This is a genomic window from Nemorincola caseinilytica (genome assembly GCF_039540515.1).
Lineage (GTDB): Bacteria > Bacteroidota > Bacteroidia > Chitinophagales > Chitinophagaceae > Nemorincola > Nemorincola caseinilytica.
In genome coordinates this window covers 109,213-128,097 of the sequence record NZ_BAABFA010000008.1, presented here as the reverse complement: position 1 = coordinate 128,097, position 18,885 = coordinate 109,213, and the positions used below count along the sequence as shown (strand labels likewise).

18 protein-coding genes and 1 tRNA gene are annotated in these 18,885 nt (G+C 51.3%); 11 read left to right on the top strand and 8 right to left on the bottom strand.

What is annotated here, in order from left to right; translation table 11 throughout:
* The first annotated feature begins 12 nt into the window (after nt 1–12).
* The 7 genes from ABD843_RS05585 to ABD843_RS05555 all read left to right on the top strand — a co-directional run bounded on the left by ABD843_RS05585 (nt 13) and on the right by ABD843_RS05555 (nt 7,829).
* Entirely contained in the window at nt 13–351 is a 339-nt protein-coding gene (locus ABD843_RS05585; RefSeq protein WP_345079776.1) for a nucleotide pyrophosphohydrolase, read from the top strand.
* Nucleotides 352–445: 94 nt separating this feature from the next.
* Nucleotides 446–1,057, top strand: a complete 612-nt coding sequence (locus ABD843_RS05580; RefSeq protein ID WP_345079773.1) for a ribonuclease HII — start codon at nt 446–448, stop codon at nt 1,055–1,057.
* A gap of 208 nt (nt 1,058–1,265) precedes the next feature.
* On the top strand, nt 1,266–3,965 hold the full coding sequence (locus ABD843_RS05575; RefSeq protein WP_345079770.1) for a TonB-dependent receptor: 2,700 nt from the start codon (nt 1,266–1,268) through the stop codon (nt 3,963–3,965).
* 184 nt (nt 3,966–4,149) lie between these two features.
* A complete protein-coding gene (locus tag ABD843_RS05570) occupies nt 4,150–5,523 on the top strand; it encodes a hypothetical protein (RefSeq protein WP_345079767.1) in 1,374 nt (457 codons plus the stop codon).
* A 102-nt stretch (nt 5,524–5,625) separates the two neighbouring features.
* Nucleotides 5,626–5,868 (top strand): MoaD/ThiS family protein, encoded by a 243-nt coding sequence (locus ABD843_RS05565; protein WP_345079764.1) that lies wholly within the window; start codon nt 5,626–5,628, stop codon nt 5,866–5,868.
* A 3-nt stretch (nt 5,869–5,871) separates the two neighbouring features.
* On the top strand, nt 5,872–6,294 hold the full coding sequence (locus tag ABD843_RS05560) for a molybdenum cofactor biosynthesis protein MoaE (RefSeq protein ID WP_345079761.1): 423 nt from the start codon (nt 5,872–5,874) through the stop codon (nt 6,292–6,294).
* A gap of 128 nt (nt 6,295–6,422) precedes the next feature.
* Nucleotides 6,423–7,829 (top strand): MBL fold metallo-hydrolase, encoded by a 1,407-nt coding sequence (locus ABD843_RS05555; protein ID WP_345079758.1) that lies wholly within the window; start codon nt 6,423–6,425, stop codon nt 7,827–7,829.
* Between the two features lie 74 nt (nt 7,830–7,903).
* On the opposite strand, the gene ABD843_RS05550 is transcribed toward ABD843_RS05555, so the two are convergent.
* On the bottom strand, nt 7,904–9,565 hold the full coding sequence (locus tag ABD843_RS05550; RefSeq protein ID WP_345079755.1) for a M20/M25/M40 family metallo-hydrolase: 1,662 nt from the start codon (nt 9,563–9,565) through the stop codon (nt 7,904–7,906).
* Between the two features lie 115 nt (nt 9,566–9,680).
* The gene (gene scpB, locus ABD843_RS05545) at nt 9,681–10,313 is read right to left on the bottom strand and encodes an SMC-Scp complex subunit ScpB (protein ID WP_345079752.1); all 633 of its coding nucleotides are present in this window, start codon (nt 10,311–10,313) and stop codon (nt 9,681–9,683) included.
* Nucleotides 10,314–10,780: 467 nt separating this feature from the next.
* Between scpB and ABD843_RS05540 the strand changes: the two genes are divergently transcribed.
* Nucleotides 10,781–11,179 carry a VOC family protein gene (locus ABD843_RS05540; protein WP_345079749.1) on the top strand — a complete coding sequence of 133 codons (399 nt, stop codon included), beginning with the start codon at nt 10,781–10,783 and terminating at the stop codon, nt 11,177–11,179.
* A 40-nt stretch (nt 11,180–11,219) separates the two neighbouring features.
* Here ABD843_RS05540 and ABD843_RS05535 read toward each other — a convergent pair whose 3' ends face one another.
* Nucleotides 11,220–12,560 carry a murein hydrolase activator EnvC family protein gene (locus ABD843_RS05535; RefSeq protein ID WP_345079745.1) on the bottom strand — a complete coding sequence of 447 codons (1,341 nt, stop codon included), beginning with the start codon at nt 12,558–12,560 and terminating at the stop codon, nt 11,220–11,222.
* Nucleotides 12,561–12,726: 166 nt separating this feature from the next.
* On the opposite strand from ABD843_RS05535, the gene ABD843_RS05530 reads away from it, so the two are divergent.
* A complete protein-coding gene (locus ABD843_RS05530) occupies nt 12,727–13,590 on the top strand; it encodes a YicC/YloC family endoribonuclease (RefSeq protein ID WP_345079742.1) in 864 nt (287 codons plus the stop codon).
* Nucleotides 13,591–13,609: 19 nt separating this feature from the next.
* On the opposite strand, the gene ABD843_RS05525 is transcribed toward ABD843_RS05530, so the two are convergent.
* From ABD843_RS05525 to ABD843_RS05505, 5 genes are all read right to left on the bottom strand, one after another.
* Entirely contained in the window at nt 13,610–14,284 is a 675-nt protein-coding gene (locus ABD843_RS05525; RefSeq protein ID WP_345079739.1) for a hypothetical protein, read from the bottom strand.
* A 229-nt stretch (nt 14,285–14,513) separates the two neighbouring features.
* Nucleotides 14,514–14,584 (bottom strand) — tRNA-Cys (locus ABD843_RS05520).
* Between the two features lie 78 nt (nt 14,585–14,662).
* On the bottom strand, nt 14,663–15,661 hold the full coding sequence (locus ABD843_RS05515; protein ID WP_345079736.1) for a beta-ketoacyl-ACP synthase III: 999 nt from the start codon (nt 15,659–15,661) through the stop codon (nt 14,663–14,665).
* Between the two features lie 147 nt (nt 15,662–15,808).
* Nucleotides 15,809–16,162 (bottom strand): four helix bundle protein, encoded by a 354-nt coding sequence (locus tag ABD843_RS05510; RefSeq protein ID WP_345079733.1) that lies wholly within the window; start codon nt 16,160–16,162, stop codon nt 15,809–15,811.
* 54 nt (nt 16,163–16,216) lie between these two features.
* On the bottom strand, nt 16,217–17,320 hold the full coding sequence (locus tag ABD843_RS05505; RefSeq protein ID WP_345079730.1) for a sensor histidine kinase: 1,104 nt from the start codon (nt 17,318–17,320) through the stop codon (nt 16,217–16,219).
* A gap of 135 nt (nt 17,321–17,455) precedes the next feature.
* Here ABD843_RS05505 and ABD843_RS05500 point away from each other — a divergent pair, with 135 nt between their 5' ends.
* Nucleotides 17,456–17,677: a hypothetical protein gene (locus tag ABD843_RS05500; RefSeq protein ID WP_345079727.1), complete on the top strand. Its 222-nt coding sequence runs from the start codon at nt 17,456–17,458 to the stop codon at nt 17,675–17,677.
* 57 nt (nt 17,678–17,734) lie between these two features.
* Complete coding sequence (locus ABD843_RS05495; protein WP_345079724.1) at nt 17,735–18,760, top strand: glycosyltransferase family 2 protein; 1,026 nt, start codon at nt 17,735–17,737, stop codon at nt 18,758–18,760.
* Nucleotides 18,761–18,885: the final 125 nt, after the last annotated feature.

Here is an 18,885-nt window from a genome sequence, read left to right as displayed (position 1 = left end):
AAAATACACTTAGTGGCACCAGACATAAGCATACGCGAGGCCCAGCAGCAGGTAGATGGCTGGATCCGCACCGTAGGGGTGCGGTATTTCAATGAGCTTACCAACCTGGGCATACTCATGGAAGAGGTAGGCGAGCTGTCGCGCATCATGGTGCGCACCTATGGCGAGCAGTCGTTCAAGGAGAGCGACAAGAACAAAGACCTGGGCGACGAGATGGCCGATGTGCTGTGGGTACTGATGTGCCTTGCCAACCAGACCGGTATAGACCTGACCGATGCATTGCAGAAGAACTTTGAGAAAAAGAACATACGCGATGCCGGGCGCCACCGCGAGAACGACAAGCTGAAATAACACCGCCCTCCCCATTGGGGGGAGGGATGGGGAGGGGCCTATGCATTTCGCAGGGCGTATTCCCGTATTTTTGCCACACTGAGCGTAGTGGTACATGCTGAAGCTGAATTATACGAAAGACCTGGTAGAGGCCGGCTGCGATGAGGCCGGCAGGGGTTGCCTTGCGGGACCTGTGTTCGCAGCGGCCGTTATTCTGCCTGCCGGGTTCCACCACCCATTGCTGAACGACAGCAAACAGGTGACCGAGGCGCACCGCAACGAATTGCGCCCCATCATAGAGCACGAGGCCCTTGCCTGGGCCGTGGCCATGAGCGATGCTGCCGAGATAGACCGCATCAATATCCTGAAAGCGTCTTTCAGCGCTATGCACCAGGCCATAGATGCCCTCACGGCCCGGCCGCAATTACTGCTCATAGATGGGCATATCTTTCCGCCCTACTTCGGCATATCGCACAAGTGCATAGTGAAGGGCGATGCCGAATATGCGTCTATAGCCGCGGCCAGTATACTGGCCAAGACCCACAGGGATGAATATATGATGCGCATACACACCGAGTACCCCCACTACCGCTGGAACGACAATAAAGGTTATGGTACACCGGCCCATCTGCGCGGTATAGAGCAGCATGGCATCACCTCTTACCACCGCCGCTCGTTCGCCCCCTGCGCAGAGGCGCCTATGATAGCTTCGTCCGTGCAGAACTGAGCCTTTTCCTGTCCACAACTTACCGGTCATGTTAAGGGAATATTTCCGGAATATTAACTTAACCCAAGCGTAAACTTGACGTAACAATATGATAATATTGGAAGCGGACTTTTGCATCAAAATTTATTCGATGCGAAGCCTGGCTTTAATTTCATTCTTATTATTCTCTTTTTTTAATGTGCTTGCCGGTGGCAAAATAACCGGAAAAGTGACGGACGAGAAGAACGGCGAGACCGTTATAGGCGCTGTAGTGATGGTAAAAGGCTCTACCACAGGCGCCACTACCGATATAGATGGCAACTTTGTGCTGGAGGTAGCCCCAGGCACATACACTATAGAAGTAAAATATGTTGGGTACCAGGCTAAAGAAGTGGCCGATATAGTGGTAGAAGACAAAAAAGAAGCCAAGGTGAACGTGATAATAGGACAGGCAAAAGCTACCCAGCTGGCCGATGTGGTGGTGAAGACCTCTATGAAGAAGGAGAACATCAGCGCCATGATCACCTACCAGAAAAATACCAATACGGTAGCGCAGGTAGTATCGGCCGAGGCCATTCGCCGCTCGCCCGACAGGAATACAGGTGAAGTACTGAAAAGGGTATCGTCCGCATCTATACAGGATGGTAAATACCTGGTAGTACGCGGCCTTGCCGACAGGTACAACCAGGCCACGCTGAACGGAGCCCTGCTTTCAAGCACCGAGCCCGACCGCAAGAGCTTCTCTTTCGATCTGTTCCCTTCGGGCATGATAGAGAATATAGTAGTGAACAAGGCCGCTACACCCGATCTTCCCGGCGAATTCGCCGGTGGCCTCATACAGGTGAACACCAAAGATGTACCTTCTAAGAACTTCATGTCCTTCCAGGTAGGTTCAGGCGCCAATATGCAGACCGTGGGACAGGATTTCGCACACTACAATGGCGGAAAGCTGGATTGGCTGGGTATAGACGACGGTACAAGGGCACTGCCATCGAGCGTGCCCGACAAGGACAACTTCAGGAAACTGACCAAGGCGCAGCGTATAGAGATATCGAAAGGCCTGGAGAACAACTGGGGCTATGAGATGCGCAGCGGTGCGCCCAATGCCAACTTCCAGGCGGCAGCAGGTATGAACAAGAAGGTGCTGGGTGGCAAAACCCTTGGCGCAATAGCGGCAGTAAGCTACAATAAGCAGAACAGGCGCACAGAAGTGACACGCACCTTCTACAACCAGGGTACCGACCCCGTAGAGAAAACACTCGATTTCAACGAAGAGTCTTACAACGAGGAAGTATTGTGGGGTGCGCTGGGCAATGTGACGCTGGAAATGAACAAGAACAACAAGATATCTCTGAAAGGTCTTTACAACATCACATCGCAGAACAATACCCTCATCCGCAATGGCCGCAACAACGATTATGGCGGCGATGTAATGGCTTTCCAGCAAGCGTTCAAGTCTACGTCCTTCGTCAATGGACAACTGGCGGGTAACCATTTCCTGGAGAAAGCAAAGACCAAGATAAACTGGAACACATCTTATGTGAACCTGGCACAGAACCAGCCCAACCTGAGAAGGATGGAATACCGCAGATCTGACGGTGATAGCAGCTTCCTGGCCGTAGTACCCAGCGGCCTGCCATCGCTTGCATCGGCCAGCATGCTCTACTCCCGCCTCACCGACAATATAGTGAACGCCAGCGTAGACGCCTTCAAACCCTTCACCCTCTTTGGCCGCAACCATACTATAAAGGCGGGCTACATGGGCCAGACAAAATCAAGGACATTCAACTCAAGGCCCTTCGGTATGGTAGGTGGCACCAATGCTTTGCTTACCCTGCCTGCCAATGAACTGTTCGCCGTGCAGAATATGAGCGATACAGGTTTTCAGCTCAATGAGCTGAGCGATAAGGACTATGACTATAGCGCATCCAGCCTGCTGAATGCAGGCTTCGTGATGCTGGACAATAGTTTTGGCGAGCAGTACAGGCTGGTATGGGGCGTACGTTATGAGAACTTCAACCAGGTGCTGAACGGTTTCAGGAGCAATAAGCCTGTAAGCGTGGACAGGAACGTTGGAGACTTCCTTCCATCTCTGAACTTCACATACAAGCCTACCGAAAAGGCCAATATACGCGCCTGCGCATCGCAGACAGTTATAAGGCCCGAATTCAGGGAATTGTCTCCATTCGCTTTCTACGATTTCGAGCTGCTGGCAGCCGTGCAGGGCAACTCCGATCTGCAGCGCACCAAGATCAGCAATTTCGACCTGCGCTATGAGCTCTACCCCCGCTCGGGCGAGATGTTCACTGTTGGCGCTTTCTACAAGTACTTTGTAAACCCCATAGAGCAGTTCTACAACGAGTCGGGTGTCAATACATTCTCGTTCACTTATAATAATGCACCATCTGCCCGCAGCTATGGCGCCGAGATAGAGTTCCGCAAGCGTCTCGATTTCATTGCTCCCGGTGTGGCAGAGCGTTTCACGGCATTCGCCAATGCATCATACATCTTCAACAATGTGAACTTTGAGGTAACTACCGGCACCGGCGATAAGCTGAAGGTGGACAGGCCTATGCAGGGTCAGTCTCCATACGTTATCAACAGCGGCCTGCAGTACGATGGCGAGAGGTCGGGCACCAGCATTACCCTGCTCTTCAACATGATAGGCAGAAGGATATTCCTGGTAGGCAACCAGGAGAACCCCAATATATGGGAAGCGCCAAGGCCCCTGTTCGATATGCAGATATCGCAAAAGCTGCTCAAAGACAAAGCAGGGGTGAAACTGTCTGTTACCGATCTGCTGAACAAGAAGGCCAATTTCTACCAGGACATCAACGGGAACGGCACATACGATGTTACCGGCGATTTCCTGCGTATATCCAGGCTCACCGGCACTACGGTATCCGTGTCGTTCATGTACAACCTCTAAGACGTACACATAGCATACAACAAGCAAAGAGGCCTCCTGTACAGGAGGCCTCTTTGTGTTACTGATGCGGTGCATCCGGGTCTATTCTATTGTGTACATCATGGCAGATATATCATTCGCTTAATGTTGGGGTAATATTGCCGTAACATAGCCAAATGAACTTTGTGCAAAATTTAAAAAGCACATGAGAAAGATCATTTTCGCGATCACTGCTGTATCGATCCTCGCTGCAGTATCCTGCAAAAAGAAAAACAACGACCCCGACCCCGTAACACCGGTAACACCTACAGAAGATACCCTTGGTTATGAACTGAGTGGCGATATCACATCTGACAGGACCCTGTGGGCCGGTAAGACCTATACCATCAGCGCCATGATATATGTGAAGAACAATGCTACCCTCACAATAGGCAAGGGCGCTACCATAAAAGCCATAAAAGGCAAGAACGGTATAGTGGTAACTCGTGGTGCTAAGTTAATGGCCGTAGGTACTGTAGACAGCCCTATAGTATTCACGTCTAACGAAGGTACACCTGCTGCCGGCGACTGGGGTGGTATAGTGCTGCTGGGCAAGGCCACTACCAATGCTACCTTCAACAGCGTACCCGGCCAGGGCGAAATAGAAGGCGGAGTGAACAACTCTGCCGGTGACGGCATATACGGTGGTACCGATGACAATGACAACTCAGGTAAGCTGAAGTATGTACGCATAGAATATGCAGGTTACCCCTTCCAGCCCGATAAGGAGCTGAACTCGCTGACAATGGGCGCAGTAGGCCGTGGCACCGAGATAGACTATGTACAGTGCTCTTATGGCTATGACGATGCTTTCGAGTGGTTCGGCGGCACGGTGAACTGTTCGCACCTTATCTCTTACAAAACACACGATGACAACTTCGATGCTGACTTCGGTTTCCGTGGCAATGTACAGTTCGGTATAGCCATCACCGATCCTGCTGATGCGGATATATCGGGCAGCAATGGCTTCGAGGTAGATAACGATGCTACCGGTTCAGATAACACACCGTTCACTGCACCTACCTTTGCCAACATGACAATAATAGGCCCTAAAGAGACAAGCACTACCACAGTGAACACCAACTACAAGCGTGCTGCGCATGTAAGAAGGAACTCTCGCCCTGCTATCATCAACTCTGTACTGCTTGGCTTCCCCTCAGCAGGTATACTGCTCGACGGTTCTAAGTGCGCTAACAACATGTCTTCTGGCGCTATAGAGTTCAAAGGTGTTACAGTAGGTGGTATATCTAAGGCTTTCGACACAGTAGGTACATCTTCTACCTCACTCGGTTCGCTCAACACTTTCCTTACCACTACCAACCCTTCATGGAACAATGCTTCTGTGACCAATACATCTGATGCCGGCCTGTCTGCAGCATATGCTTCGGGCGCCAGCTTCAACCCCAACCCCAACAGCGGCTCTGTACTTACTACAGGTGTAGTGAGCACCGGCAGGCTGGGTAGCTTCTTCTCTACAGTATCTTACCGCGGCGCTTGCAGCGTAGGCGATACATGGTGGAAGAGCTGGACGAAGTTCTAAACCCTGACCTTAAAGCGTGAATGATAAAAGTATCGCGGCCTGTATGGGCCGCGATACTTTTTTATACCTGGCGTATCTTTGGCACACAAAGAGCGATAACGGATGACCCTGAACATATTTGCATTTGGCATAGCGCGCGAGATAATGGGCGGTGCGGCCATAGGTATATCGCTGCCTGAGGGTAGTACCGTAGAGCAGCTTATAAGTGTGCTAAAGGGACAATTCCCCGCACTTTCCGGGCTTACTTCCTTCGCTATAGCAGTGAATGGTAAATATGCCAACATTGACGACCACATATCGCCCGGCGACGAAGTGGCCATAATACCCCCTGTAAGCGGAGGATAGAAAATGACAACGTACGATATACATATCTCTGCCGCACCACTGGATGTGGCGCAATGCATAGCCGGGGTGATGTCGCCACAGAGTGGTGGCATAGATATATTCGTGGGCACGGTACGCGATAGCACCAAGGGCCGAAAGGTATTGCGGCTGGAGTTCGAAGCATATGAGGCCATGGCCCTGAGCGAGATGCAGAAAATAGCCGGCAGCGCAGCCGCACAATGGCCGCTGCATGCAATGCTCATACATCACCGCACAGGCGCCCTGCAGGTGGGCGACATAGCGGTGATAATAGCCGTATCGGCCGCGCACCGCGATGCGGCCTTCCGGGCATGCCGCTATGCCATAGACACACTGAAACAGACAGTACCCATATGGAAAAAGGAGGTCTTTGAAGATGGGGAGATATGGGTGGCAGCGCATCCGTAGTGCATATTTGCCAGGCAGCAAGGTCACAGAGATATAGAGCGATCTTATATAGCAATGGCAGTTTTCATATGGGTTTATAGTATTTTTGCAACAGGCATGGGAAAATAGTATCCCGGCCCAAAAGAACGATGGTAGACGTAAAACAGTTATACACCAATTGCCTGAGCGAGGCAGCATATTTTATAGCCAGCAACGGCGAGGCAGCAGTGATAGACCCCCTGCGCGATGTGGATGTTTACCTGCAAATGGCAGCAGAAAAGGGCGTAAAGATCAAATACATCTTCGAGACGCATTTCCATGCCGATTTCGTAAGTGGGCATATAGAGCTCTCGCAGCGTACAGGCGCACCCATATTATACGGCCCCGATACCAATGCATCCTTCCCCATACATATGGCCAAAGACGGAGAAGAGTTCAAAATAGGTAAACTCACCATTAAGGCTATACACACACCGGGACATACGCTGGAAAGCACCTGCTACCTGCTGCACGAAGAGGGTGGCAAGCCATATTGCATATTTACCGGCGATACCCTTTTTGTAGGCGATGTGGGCCGTCCCGACCTCTTCAGCGGCAACCTGAGCAAGGAAGAGCTTGCCGGTATGATGTACGATACCCTGCAGAACAAGATAAAGACGCTGAACGATAACATAATAGTATATCCTGCGCACGGGCCCGGCTCGTCGTGCGGCAAAAGCCTGGGGCCGGAGACGCACAGTACCATAGGTGCGCAAAAGGCCACCAACTATGCGCTGCAGGAAATGACAAAGGATGAGTTCGTCAAGACCGTTACCACCGGGCTGTCCAAGCCTCCTGTATATTTCCCCATCAATGCCCGTATCAATAAAGAAGGATATGACAGCATGACCGATGTGATAGGCACCGGTATGCAGGCCCTTTCTATAGCGGCTTTCAAAGAAAGAACGAAGGAGGGTGTATGGATACTGGATACAAGACCGGCCACCATATTTACACTGGGTTTCGTGCCCGGCTCGGTGAGCATAGGCCTGGATGGCCGTTTTGCAGAGTGGGCAGGTACCATGCTGCCATACGACCAGCCACTGGTGCTGGTGACAGAGGAGGGCAAGGAAAGGGAGAGCATCATACGCCTGGCCAGGGTAGGTATAGACAATGTGCAGGGCTACCTGGAAGGCGGCTATGAAGCATGGCAGGCCGCAGGCGAGCCCATAGACATGATAATAGACATAGAACCCGATGAACTGGCAATGGATATGCCGCACGACGACCTGCTGGAAGTGATAGACGTACGCAAACCGGGCGAATTCGATGCGGCACATGTGAAGGGCGCTACCAATATACCCCTCGATACCCTTGCCGACCCGCTGAACATAGCCGTAATAGATGATACGCACAACCTGTACATACACTGCGCAGGTGGCTACCGCTCGGTGATAGCGGCATCGCTACTGAAAAAGCAGGGCTACCACAACCTGCGGAATGTACTGGGTGGCTTCGGTAAGATAAAAAGCCAGAAAGGCATTGCTATAGTGCATCCCGATAATGTAAAGGCATAAGAGTAACCTGCGATCGATATAATGAAAAGCCCCGCAAGAACATTGCGGGGCTTTTCATTATCGGAATGCTTATGTTATTTGTTCAGCTCTATGGGCAGGGTCATTTCCTTGCCATCGCGCAGTATGGTCACTTCGGTATGCTGGCCGGGCGAAAATTTGCCCAGGGTCTCCATATAGCTTTGCATGCCCTGTATCTTGTGCTCGCCCAGCCTGGTGATGATGTCACCGGCCTTTATACCTGCCTTGGCCGCAGGGCGTCCTTCCGTCACACCGTCGGCGCGTACACCACCCCCATCGAATGTATAGTCGGGCATGATGCCGAGCGATACTTTGAACCTTGTTTTGCCTACAGTGGCTTGTTTGGTCACCCTATAGGCAGGTCTTGTACCCTCCTTGTCCACGGCCGCCACTATACGGTCTATATAGTTCAGTACCAGCAGCTCTCCATTATAGTTTATGAGGTCGGCCTTGTCTGTGGGTTTGTGGTAATCTTTGTGCGTACCTGTAAAGAAGAACAGCACAGGTATACCGGCATTATAGAAGCTGGTATGGTCCGACGGGCCAACACCCGCACTGTCTATCACCAGCTTGAAGTTGCTGCCGGCCATCTCTACGGCCTTTGCCCATGTGGGCGATGTACCTACACCACCTATAGTAAGAGCATGTGTGCTGTCATTGAGCCTGCCTACCATATCCATGTTCAGCATGTAGGCTATTTTGTTGCTGTCCAGCCCTTCGGCCTTTACGAATGCCTTGGAACCATACAGGCCCAGCTCTTCGCCCGAGAAGTTCACGAACAGGTAATTGAAGTGTTTCAGCTTCCTGTTGGCCTTTATGCGGCCTGCCATTTCCAGCAGGGCGGCCGTGCCGCTGGCATTGTCGTCGGCCCCATGATGTACCAGGTGGTCTTTGCCTGCATTGGCATGCAGGCTGTTGTGGTCCTCGCCATAGCCCAGGTGGTCGTAGTGTGCCCCCAGCACTACTGTGTACTTTGCCTTATTGTCTATATACGCGGCCAGGTTGTTGCCGCTGCGCTCTGTTTTGCCCAGGTGTATGTTCAGGTCCACCACTATGCCCTGCTTGCCCGCACTGCGGTCTGCAATGGCCTTTTTGTATGCCTTGTGCGATACGAATATCACAGGTATATCTACCGCCTCGTACTCAGAGTGGCGGTTGAACTCCGGCTCATACCTGGAACCGAAATTATCGTAGAACACTACTGCTTTGGCACCCTGCTTGGCTGCCTCGCGGCATTTGTCGAAAGTGGTCTTCTCCCAATCGAAGTGGGGGTTATTGGCCTCATCGGCATCGGCATATAGCGATACCAGCCATATGCTTTCCTGTTCCAGCACATCGGGCAGTATGGTCTCGGCTACATGTTTGCTGGCACTGAAGGGCATAGGAAAACAGTCGGCAGGTGTAGACAGGTTCACATTGTTGATGTTCACACGGGTATCAGGCTCTATGGCTTTGCCATAAGTGAACCTGAAGGGGTAGAAATAGCCGCCTTTATAGGGCGGTATATGCATTTGCTGATACCGTTTCTCTATGTATTCGGCCGCCTTCTGCTCACCGGCAGTACCTGTGCGGCGCCCTTCCAGCGCGTCCGATGCCAGGTATTCTATATCGGTATGCAGTTGTGCCAGCGTTTTCTTGTCGGCTTTCGATTGTGCATGGGCATTCAGGCCCGCAAGGAAAAGGAAACTGAACAGGTATGTGGCGCTATGGCGGGCCATAATATCTTTTGAGATGCAAATGTACATATTACTCTCTTGTACTCTAAAAAAAAGCCGCCCTTTGTGGGAGCGGCAGGTTGTGAATTCGTAATTCTATTGTTGCTTACTAAATGTTTTACGATGCTTGTTTCAGGGTATTGGGGGCTATCACCAGGCCGGGGGTATCGGCAGGTGTGGCCTCGGTAGCGTTGGTAGGCATCACTATCTGCATATCGGTGATGTCCTTGAGCTGGGGCAGCTGTGCAGGCGAATTGATACCCAGGTAGTCCATGAAGTTCTTGGATGTGGTATATACCAGCGGCTTGCCTATCATGTCCTCGTTGCGGCCGGCTATCACTATCAGTTCTTTCTCCAGCAGCTTCTGTATGCTGTAGTCGGCGCTTACACCGCGTATATATTCTATCTCGCTCTTGGTGATAGGCTGCTTGTAGGCTATGATAGAGAGGGTCTCCATGGCTGCGGTAGAGAGCTTTTTGATGTTCTTCTCGCCATTGAGCTGCAGCACCGTTTTGTGGAACTGCTTCTTGGTAAGGAACTGGTAGCCGCCACCGGTCTCCATGAGCTGGAATGGATAGTACTCTGCGCTATACTTCTCCTGTATCGCTTCCAGGCAGGTAGCGATGCGTTCGGCCTCTATCACTGTTTCCAGCGCCTGACCCAGTATCTCGGTCATCTCTATCTGCGTCAGTGGTCTTTCGCTGGCAAAGATGAGCGCCTCTACATGTGGCATCAGTTGTTCTATATCCATAGCTTTTCTTGCTGTTTACATACCGAAAGTACCACACATAGAAATGCCGCCGTAACGAAGTAATGCACAGGTGTGCATAACTCGGTTTGCAGGTGTGTGGCGTGTGCATAGAATGTCCTTATCGCGGCAAGGCTTTTCGAGATACATTATATTGCAGGTCAATTAATTATGTTCAGAACCTTGATGGGAAAGGTGGAAGGATAGGCTTGATCGGGTCTTGCAGAAAAGACCTGCTGTGCATCTAGAGGTCGTACATTGATTTATCTGTGCGCGGCAAGAGGGCGCTGGGCTAACTCGCGCTCCAGTGGGCGGCGGGTCCCTGCCTGCGCTCATAGCTTGGCGAGGAGACCCGCCTGAGACGTAGCTCTCATGCGAGTGCAAACCTATCATATCCACATTCTTCCTTTGCAAGGGGTAGTAGTGGAAGCCTTCCACTACATTTACTTTTCTAAAAAAACACTTCACCTATGGCAGTAAAACTTCATGGCCTGCGCACCGTAGTATATATGGTGCCCGATGTGGCCAAGGCAAAGGAATGGTATGGTAATGTATTCGGCATAGAGCCGTACTTCGATGAGCCTTTCTATGTGGGCTATAATGTGGGCGGCTATGAGCTGGGGCTGCACCCCAGCGAGGCGCATGCCACACCACCCGGTGTAGGCGGCAGTGTATACTGGGGAGTGGACAATGTGCAGCAGGCATACAATGCACTCATAGCAGCCGGTGCCACGCCTCTGGAGGAACCTGCAGATGTAGGCGGCGATATAGTAGTGGCGTCGGTACGCGACCCATGGGGCAACCCTGTGGGCGTGATATACAACCCACACTTTGCCTTGCCGGTGCCACAGCAGGACCCCGCGAAATAAACGGCAGTAAATGAACGGAACGAATGGTAATGCCGCCGCACTAGCGTGCCTTACCTATCCATAGCTCGGGGTTGAGGGTGGCATTGCCCTTGCCCTGGGCCTTCCATATCTGAAAGTTGATAACGGGCTGGCCCTCATCGTTGATGGCTACGGTGCCTATGGTCTGCTTGGCATTCACCTCGTCTCCGGCGCGTACCGATACCGATGCCAGGCCATTGTATACGGTGCAATAGTTACCGTGCTTCACCATCACTATCTTGGCATTGCCGCCCGGCACTGAGAACACGGTAGATACCACACCCTTGAACACACAGCGCACGCGGGCGTTCTCGTCGGTCTGTATGTCTATACCATCGTTGTTGATGATGACCTTGGGCGCCAGCGGGTGCGGGTGCTTGCCATAGTGGTCGGTGATGTAGCCCTTCTCTACAGGCCAGTACATGCGGCCGCGGTTTCCCTCGAAGTTCTCGGCCAGCTCTACATCCTCGGGGGTGAGCAACAGTTCTACATCAGGCTTTTCGCGGGGGCGCGTGCGTGTGGTAGTGGGGTCGTTGACCGTGGGGGGCCTGGTAGTGCCATCATCGCCCGATGAGGACTTGATGGAGGTACCCTTACCTGTCTTGCGGGCCTCGGCGGTGGCCTTGGCCATTTCGCGCTCTATGAGGTCGTTGATGGCTTTGTTGATACGGGCGGTGACCTTGCGGTTCTTCTCTATATCCGCCAGTAGCTTGCTCTCTTTGGTCTTCAGGTCCTGCACCACCTGGTTGGTCTGGTCGGTCTCGCGCTGCAGCACCTGCTTCTGCTGCACCTGGGTGTTCAGTAGCTGGTCTTTTTCGGTCTTCACGGCATTGAGGGTGCCTATCTTGGTCTTCAGTTGTGTCTGTGTCTGCGCTATCTGCGTTACCTGGTATTTGCGGAAATCCCTGAACTTCTTCAGGTATTTCATACGGCGTACGGCATCGTTGAAATCGCGCGAGGAGAACAGGAAGGCGAGCATATCGTAAGAGCTGCGCGTGGTGTACGAGTAGCGCAGCGACTGTGCGTAACGTATCTGTAGCTGATCGAGCTTTTGCTTCAGTGTCTGTACCTCGCGGGATGATGCCCTTATGTCGTGGTCTATATTGTTCAGCTCCTGGTTTATGTTGCCTATGAGGCGCTGGCGGTCGGCCAGCTTGTTCTGCAGGGCGCGCAGCTGGCCCATAGTGGCCTGCTTATCGCTTTTGATGGCGGCAAGCTGGCGCTCGGTCTCGTTTATGGCCTCCATTATAGCCTTGCGGCGCTGTATGAGCGTGTCTTTGGACATGCTGTACTGCACCTGCCCCGACTGGGCCATAGCGGCCATGGACAGGACAAGGAATATGGCGGTGAGAAGTATGCGCATGCCGTAGAAGGATGTGGGCAAAAATAACTAAATATAGACCCCATAAGGGAGCTTTTTGCGGTTTTAAGATGTTTTTACAAAGTTTTTGCACAAAACCCCTTTACATGCATGCATTTGCACGACATTTGCGTTTCCCGATATAATCATATCCCATATGCTGTATTCTATGACCGGCTTCGGAAGGGCCGAGACGATCGTTGACCACAGGCAGATAGTGGTGGAACTGAAAGCGCTGAACGGCAAGCAATTCGACCTGAACACCAAGCTGCCGCCCATACTGCGCTCCTATGAGCTGGACATACGATCGCTGCTGGCCAACCTGCTGATACGCGGCACGGTAGACCTGACAGTATCGGTGAAGCAGGAGGGAGCATCGAAACCGATGGTGGTGAATACCGACCTGGCCCTGTTCTACTACCAGGGTATGAAACAGATAGCGCAGCAGATAGGCATACCCGAGGACAATGTACTATCGACACTGATGCGTATGCCCGAGGTAGTGGCCGCAGACCAGGACGTACTGCCCGAGACAGACTGGCAACATGTACGCGCAGTGATAGTAAGCGCGGCCGAAGACCTGATGGCACACCGCCTGCACGAGGGCGAGGCCCTGCTGCGCGACATAAGCCTGCGAATAACCAATATAGAAACGCTACATGAAAAAGTGACGCCGCTGGAAGGCGAACGCATAGAGCGCGTACGCACCCGCATAAACCAGTGGATGGAGGAAATGGTAGGCAAGGAAAAGATAGATGCCAACCGCATGGAGCAGGAAATGATATACTACCTGGAGCGTATGGACCTATCGGAAGAGAAGATGCGCCTGCGCCAGCACTGTACCTATTTTCACAGCATAATAAAGGAGAACGATACGGCCATAGGCCGGAAACTGAACTTTGTGCTGCAGGAGATAGGCCGGGAGATAAATACCCTGGGATCGAAAGCGAACCATGCCGAGATACAGCAGATAGTGATAAACATGAAGGACGAGCTGGAAAAAGCCAAGGAACAGGTGCTGAACATACTATAGCAGGCACTTTATCGTAATGTTAGTGTCTATAATGGCTATTCATTGCCGCTATATCTGCGTTTCTGCACGCAATTACAAGCACTCTTATATCGCCGTGGTAAACGAACAAACCCACCAATGAGCTAATGCCGCCATGTTGCGACAAACTGACTTCGTGCAAAATGTACTTAAAGACATCTTCATGCCCCGATACTTGCCATTCTGCAATGTCCGGAGCGTGATTGAAAAAGGTATAGAACATGCCTGCGTGTTCTTCGCTATATTTCGTGATGGCATCAATTTGAAAATCGCCCGGAATAGGCGTTCCGTATTTATCAAAAAATAGGGCTTTAAAGTTCTTTATGTGATACAGCCAAAGGTCTCTTTCTCCAAAAGATACAGCAGTAACATTCCCGGCATTGTCCATAGTTACCCGCTCTTTCCAATCTGAATGAACAACTATAGACGTTGCGCCTTTACGAGTAAATTCTACCTTACTATTCGGGTCATTATTTTTAATAGCCAGTAGGTCTCGCAAATTTTGGTCTATATGGGAATATCCGCCATTGCATGTAGTACATGCGGGAACTGTTACTATATTCTTCGTTAAAGGTTTTTCAAAACCATCGAATAGGTTTTTTGCTGGAACATGCTCTTTAGACCTATTTACATTCTTCTTTAAGGGAACCCCACAGCTATAACATACTTTACTCATAACCCGTTTCTTTTAAGATACGAATAATTGAGCATACATACAAATAATTGCTGTAAGAAAGAAAACCGGACCCCTCCAATACCCCACTCGTCCCCGTTTGTAACTGGATGCCACGGCAAGGCGTTTACAACGCCCGTACCTTGTGCAGGCACAGCAACCGTATCTGTACCACCGACAAAAAGAATGGGCTGTAAGTGATCGACTTACAGCCCATTGCATTTTCTAAGTGAGGTCGAAAGCGGATTCGAACCGCTGTAGCAGCTTTTGCAGAGCTGAGCCTAGCCACTCGGCCATCCGACCTTGGTGTGCAAATGTAGTAAAAGATCACATTTTGCGCAACTACCCACTACATGAGCACGCATTTATTTACAGCACATATCACTGGCCGTCATATGCCCAGCGTATATAGGTAGAGCCCCATGTGAAACCGCCACCGAAGGCCGCAAGCACTATATTGTCGCCCTTGCGCAGGCGCGACTCCCACTCCCACAGGCACAGCGGCAGGGTACCATTGGTGGTATTGCCATAGCGCTCTATGTTCACCATCACTTTTTCGGGTGGCAGCTGCATGCGCTCTGCCGTAGCGGTAATGATGCGCTTATTGGCCTGGTGGGGTACCAGCCATGCCACGTTCTCGGCCGTGAGGCCATTGCGTTCCATTATATCGGCGGCCACATCGGCCATGTTCTTCACCGCGAATTTGAATACCGCCTGGCCCTCCTGGTATACATAATGCTCCTTGTTCATTACCGTCTCTACCGTGGCGGGCTTTACAGAGCCGCCGGCCTTCTGGTGCAGGAACACGCGGCCGGCGCCATCGGTACGCAGTATGGAGTCTATGATACCATACCCATCGGTATCGGGCTCCAGCAGCACGGCCCCGCCACCATCACCAAAGATGATGGATGTGGTACGGTCCTCATAGTTCATGATAGAGCTCATTTTATCCACCCCTACCACTATCACTTTCTTGTGCCTGCCTGTTTCTATGAACTGCGAACCCACAGTAAGGGCGAATATGAAGCCACTGCAGGCCGCATTGAGGTCATAGCCCCAGGCGTTGGTCAGGCCGGCCTTATCGCATATCACATTTGCCGTGGCGGGGAACTGCATATCGGGGGTAGTGGTGGCGCATATCACCATCTCTATCTCCTTCGGGTCTATATTTCGCTTGGCCAGCAGCACTTTTACTGCTTCTACGGCCATATCGCTGGCACCCTTTCCTTCTCCTTTCAGTATACGGCGCTCTTTTATACCTGTGCGGGTCTGTATCCATTCATCCGATGTATCCATCATCGTTTCCAGCTCGGCATTGGTGAGCCTGTATTCGGGTACATATCCGCCCACTGCTGTTATAGCAGCATGTATCTTCTGCATTTAGTTCGAGATTAGACGGCAAAATTAATGAAGTTTAAAGTAGGAATTATGAATTATGAAGTATGAGTTATGAAGTATGAACTATGAAAGATAAAATTTGAGGTATGAAGTACGAACCATTGCATATGACAATGATCAGAGAGTTGGTCACAGGCCCTTCTTTGTGGAGAGGATAATGCTTTTTAAAATGCGTAGAAGTTCATTCGCATCGCTAGAAAAGCTATTGTGTGTGCTGATATCTATGTAGTTCGTCTCTTTAAGAAGGTCTAGCCAATACAATGTTTCGTCACATTCTTTCTGAGCTATTGCCAGTTTATGAATAAAATCGGGTTTACTTTCAGCATTTCGTGCTTCGCGGACATTGGCACCTATGGAGGTACCTGACCGCAAAAGTTGCCTGCTGATCACATATTCCTTCTGCTCTGCTGCCAAGAACTTGTACAGGTTCACCACTTTAACTGCAAATGAAAAACTCTTCTCTTTTACAACATCTTGCTTCATATCCTAACAATATGTAAACTTCATAATTCATACTTCATAACTCATAGTTCATAATTACCGCCTGAGGATGATGCGGAATGTGGTGCCTTTACCTACCTCGCTATTCTTGACGAAGATGGACCCGTGGTGGTAAATGGTGATGATGCGGCGGGCAAGGGAGAGGCCAAGGCCCCAGCCCCTCTTCTTAGTGGTGAAACCGGGCGTGAAGACTTTCTTTACCTGGTGGGCAGGTATGCCTTTGCCGGTATCCTGAACATCGACCCATACCTGCTGGGGCGTATTGGTGACGGTGATATCGATATTGCCCTGGCCGGCGAGGGCATCGAGTGCATTGCGGATGAGGTTCTCCATTACCCAGTCGAACAGGGGGCCACTGATATTGACACGCACATCATCTTCCCTAGTATGCAGGGCTATGCGCACCTTCTGCGGGCTGCGTTTCTGCATATAGGCCACCATATTGTGCAGGCGGGTTATGAGGTTCTCCTCCTCCAGGTTGGGCGCGCTGCCTACCTTGCCAAAGCGATCGGCCACGAGCTTCAGGCGGTCCAGGTCGTTCTGCATCTCGGCAATGGCATCGATATTGTTGTGGTCGTCGCGCAGCAGCTCCAGCCAGCCCTCCATAGAGCTGAGGGGTGTGCCCATCTGGTGGGCCGTTTCTTTTGACAGGCCCACCCACACTTGGTTCTGCAGGCTGCGGTGGGCAGCATTGAGGGCCAGCAGCACCACTACCAGGAAGAGCACTATGATGGCCAGTTGCACATAGGGAAAGTAGCGAAGCTGGGTGAGCAGGAAGGATTCGCCATAGTATACATAATCGATACCGGTACCATAATCAACCTTGATGGGGGCGTGCTGGGACCGATATTTCTGCAGTTGCAGCTCGGCATAGTTGCTGCGGCCCAGGGCACGGCTGCTATCGATATTTATCTTATCCTTTATGCGGCCCTTTTCATCGGCTATTATGAGGGGAATGGTCTTGTTCTGCGCCATGGTATTGATGGCCACGGCGGTCTCCAGGTCTTTGGTATTGCTGGGGTCGCTGAGTATCTTCAGGGCATCGGCCACTTCTTCCACCTTCTTTTTTTCCTCTATGGCCAGCTGTGCGGCAAGCCGGTCGGTATAGTAAAGAGAGGCGGCCACAATGAGCAGCGCCACAATGGCGAGATATGTTTTCCAGTTGAGATATTGGCGCATCAGAGTGGTCACGACCCCTTAACGGGTGTACTGTAAAAATATTATGATCTTTAGGGAATTACTATTATTTTTGCGAGAGTAACTTTTCATATTCCAATGAATACACATCATCAAGACCACAACGGCACAGAGATAGACAACCCACACGATATAGAGCTGAACAAGCCTTCCAAATCGCGCTTTTTGTTCCTGTTGTCGTTCTTCGGCTTTTTCATATTCGCGTGGTCGGGCTGCTACAACCTGTGGGAGCACAAATACCAGAAGAATGCGGACGTAAAAGTGCCGGACAACACACTGTACGATCCGAAGTATAAATAAACCCTTCTTTTTACCTTATATAAGCTCATGATCTCGTGCCAGCATGACACAGCCGTTGTGATACTAAGCTACAACGGCGCCAAGTGGCATGAGCTTTTCTTACCCCTTATTGTGGCCGAGGCCCACACCGGCTATGACGTGATAGTGGCCGACAACGCATCGACCGACGATACGCTGCAGTATGTGCAGACCAATTTTCCTACGGTAAAGACGCTGCGCATAGAGGTGAACCATGGCTTTGCCAATGGCTACTACGAGGCCCTGAAACAGATAGAGGCCAAATACTATATACTGCTGAGCGCCGACTTCGAGGTGACGCATGGATGGTTCCCACCACTGAGAGCGGCCATGGAGGCACAACCTATGCTGGCCGCCTGCCAGCCCAAGATACGCTACTACCGCGAGCGCGATAAATTTGAATACGCAGGTGCGGGCGGGGGCTTTATGGATAAATATGGCTACCTCTTCTGCCGAGGGCGCATCTTCTTCGATATAGAGAAGGACCACAACCAGTACGATGATGATATAGAGGTGTTCTGGGCATCGGGCGGGTGCTTTATGGTGCGGGCCGACCTGTACCACAAGGTAGGCGGTCTGGACAATGAGCTATATGCGCACATGGAAGAGGTGGACCTGTGCTGGCGGCTGAAGAACGCAGGATATAAGATAGGGTATGTGGGCTCATCGACGGTGTACCATGTGGGCGGCAGCGTGATAAGCTATGGCAGCCCGCAAAAGCTGTATTACAACTTCAGGAACAACCTGATACTGCTGCTGAAGAACGAGAAAAGCAGCAAACTGGTGTGGCTCTTCCCCATGAGGCTGGTGCTGGATGGTGTGGCCGGGCTGCGCCTGCTGCTGAAGGGCGATATAAAAGAGATGCTCATCATCGTGAAGGCGCATTTCCACTGCTACCGCGATATAGGCAAATGGCTGGGCCGCAGGCGCGAGAACAAAAAACTGATAACCACACGCAACGAAGAGGGCATATACCGCCGCAGCATAGTGTGGGACTACTTTCTGCTGCGCCGCAAGCTATTTACCGACCTTGGGTGGAAACCCAGGGCGCTGCGGGATAAATAATTCCTGTCTGCCACAAACAATACCGTTGAGATATTCTAGGTATAGAACTATGCATATTCCCCAGGCAGTAACATATCTGCGTACTTAGCCGATATATTTGCAAATGAACTTTGTGTGCGATGTTT

Coding starts and splice junctions, on each gene's coding strand:
- ABD843_RS05580 (WP_345079773.1), top strand. CDS start 446: ATGCTGAAGCTGAATTATACGAAAGACCTGGTAGAGGCCGGCTGCGAT.
- ABD843_RS05570 (WP_345079767.1), top strand. CDS start 4,150: ATGAGAAAGATCATTTTCGCGATCACTGCTGTATCGATCCTCGCTGCA.
- ABD843_RS05565 (WP_345079764.1), top strand. CDS start 5,626: ATGACCCTGAACATATTTGCATTTGGCATAGCGCGCGAGATAATGGGC.
- ABD843_RS05560 (WP_345079761.1), top strand. CDS start 5,872: ATGACAACGTACGATATACATATCTCTGCCGCACCACTGGATGTGGCG.
- ABD843_RS05555 (WP_345079758.1), top strand. CDS start 6,423: ATGGTAGACGTAAAACAGTTATACACCAATTGCCTGAGCGAGGCAGCA.
- ABD843_RS05550 (WP_345079755.1), bottom strand. CDS start 9,565: ATGGCCCGCCATAGCGCCACATACCTGTTCAGTTTCCTTTTCCTTGCG.
- scpB (WP_345079752.1), bottom strand. CDS start 10,313: ATGGATATAGAACAACTGATGCCACATGTAGAGGCGCTCATCTTTGCC.
- ABD843_RS05540 (WP_345079749.1), top strand. CDS start 10,781: ATGGCAGTAAAACTTCATGGCCTGCGCACCGTAGTATATATGGTGCCC.
- ABD843_RS05535 (WP_345079745.1), bottom strand. CDS start 12,560: ATGCGCATACTTCTCACCGCCATATTCCTTGTCCTGTCCATGGCCGCT.
- ABD843_RS05530 (WP_345079742.1), top strand. CDS start 12,727: ATGACCGGCTTCGGAAGGGCCGAGACGATCGTTGACCACAGGCAGATA.
- ABD843_RS05525 (WP_345079739.1), bottom strand. CDS start 14,284: ATGAGTAAAGTATGTTATAGCTGTGGGGTTCCCTTAAAGAAGAATGTA.
- ABD843_RS05515 (WP_345079736.1), bottom strand. CDS start 15,661: ATGCAGAAGATACATGCTGCTATAACAGCAGTGGGCGGATATGTACCC.
- ABD843_RS05510 (WP_345079733.1), bottom strand. CDS start 16,162: ATGAAGCAAGATGTTGTAAAAGAGAAGAGTTTTTCATTTGCAGTTAAA.
- ABD843_RS05500 (WP_345079727.1), top strand. CDS start 17,456: ATGAATACACATCATCAAGACCACAACGGCACAGAGATAGACAACCCA.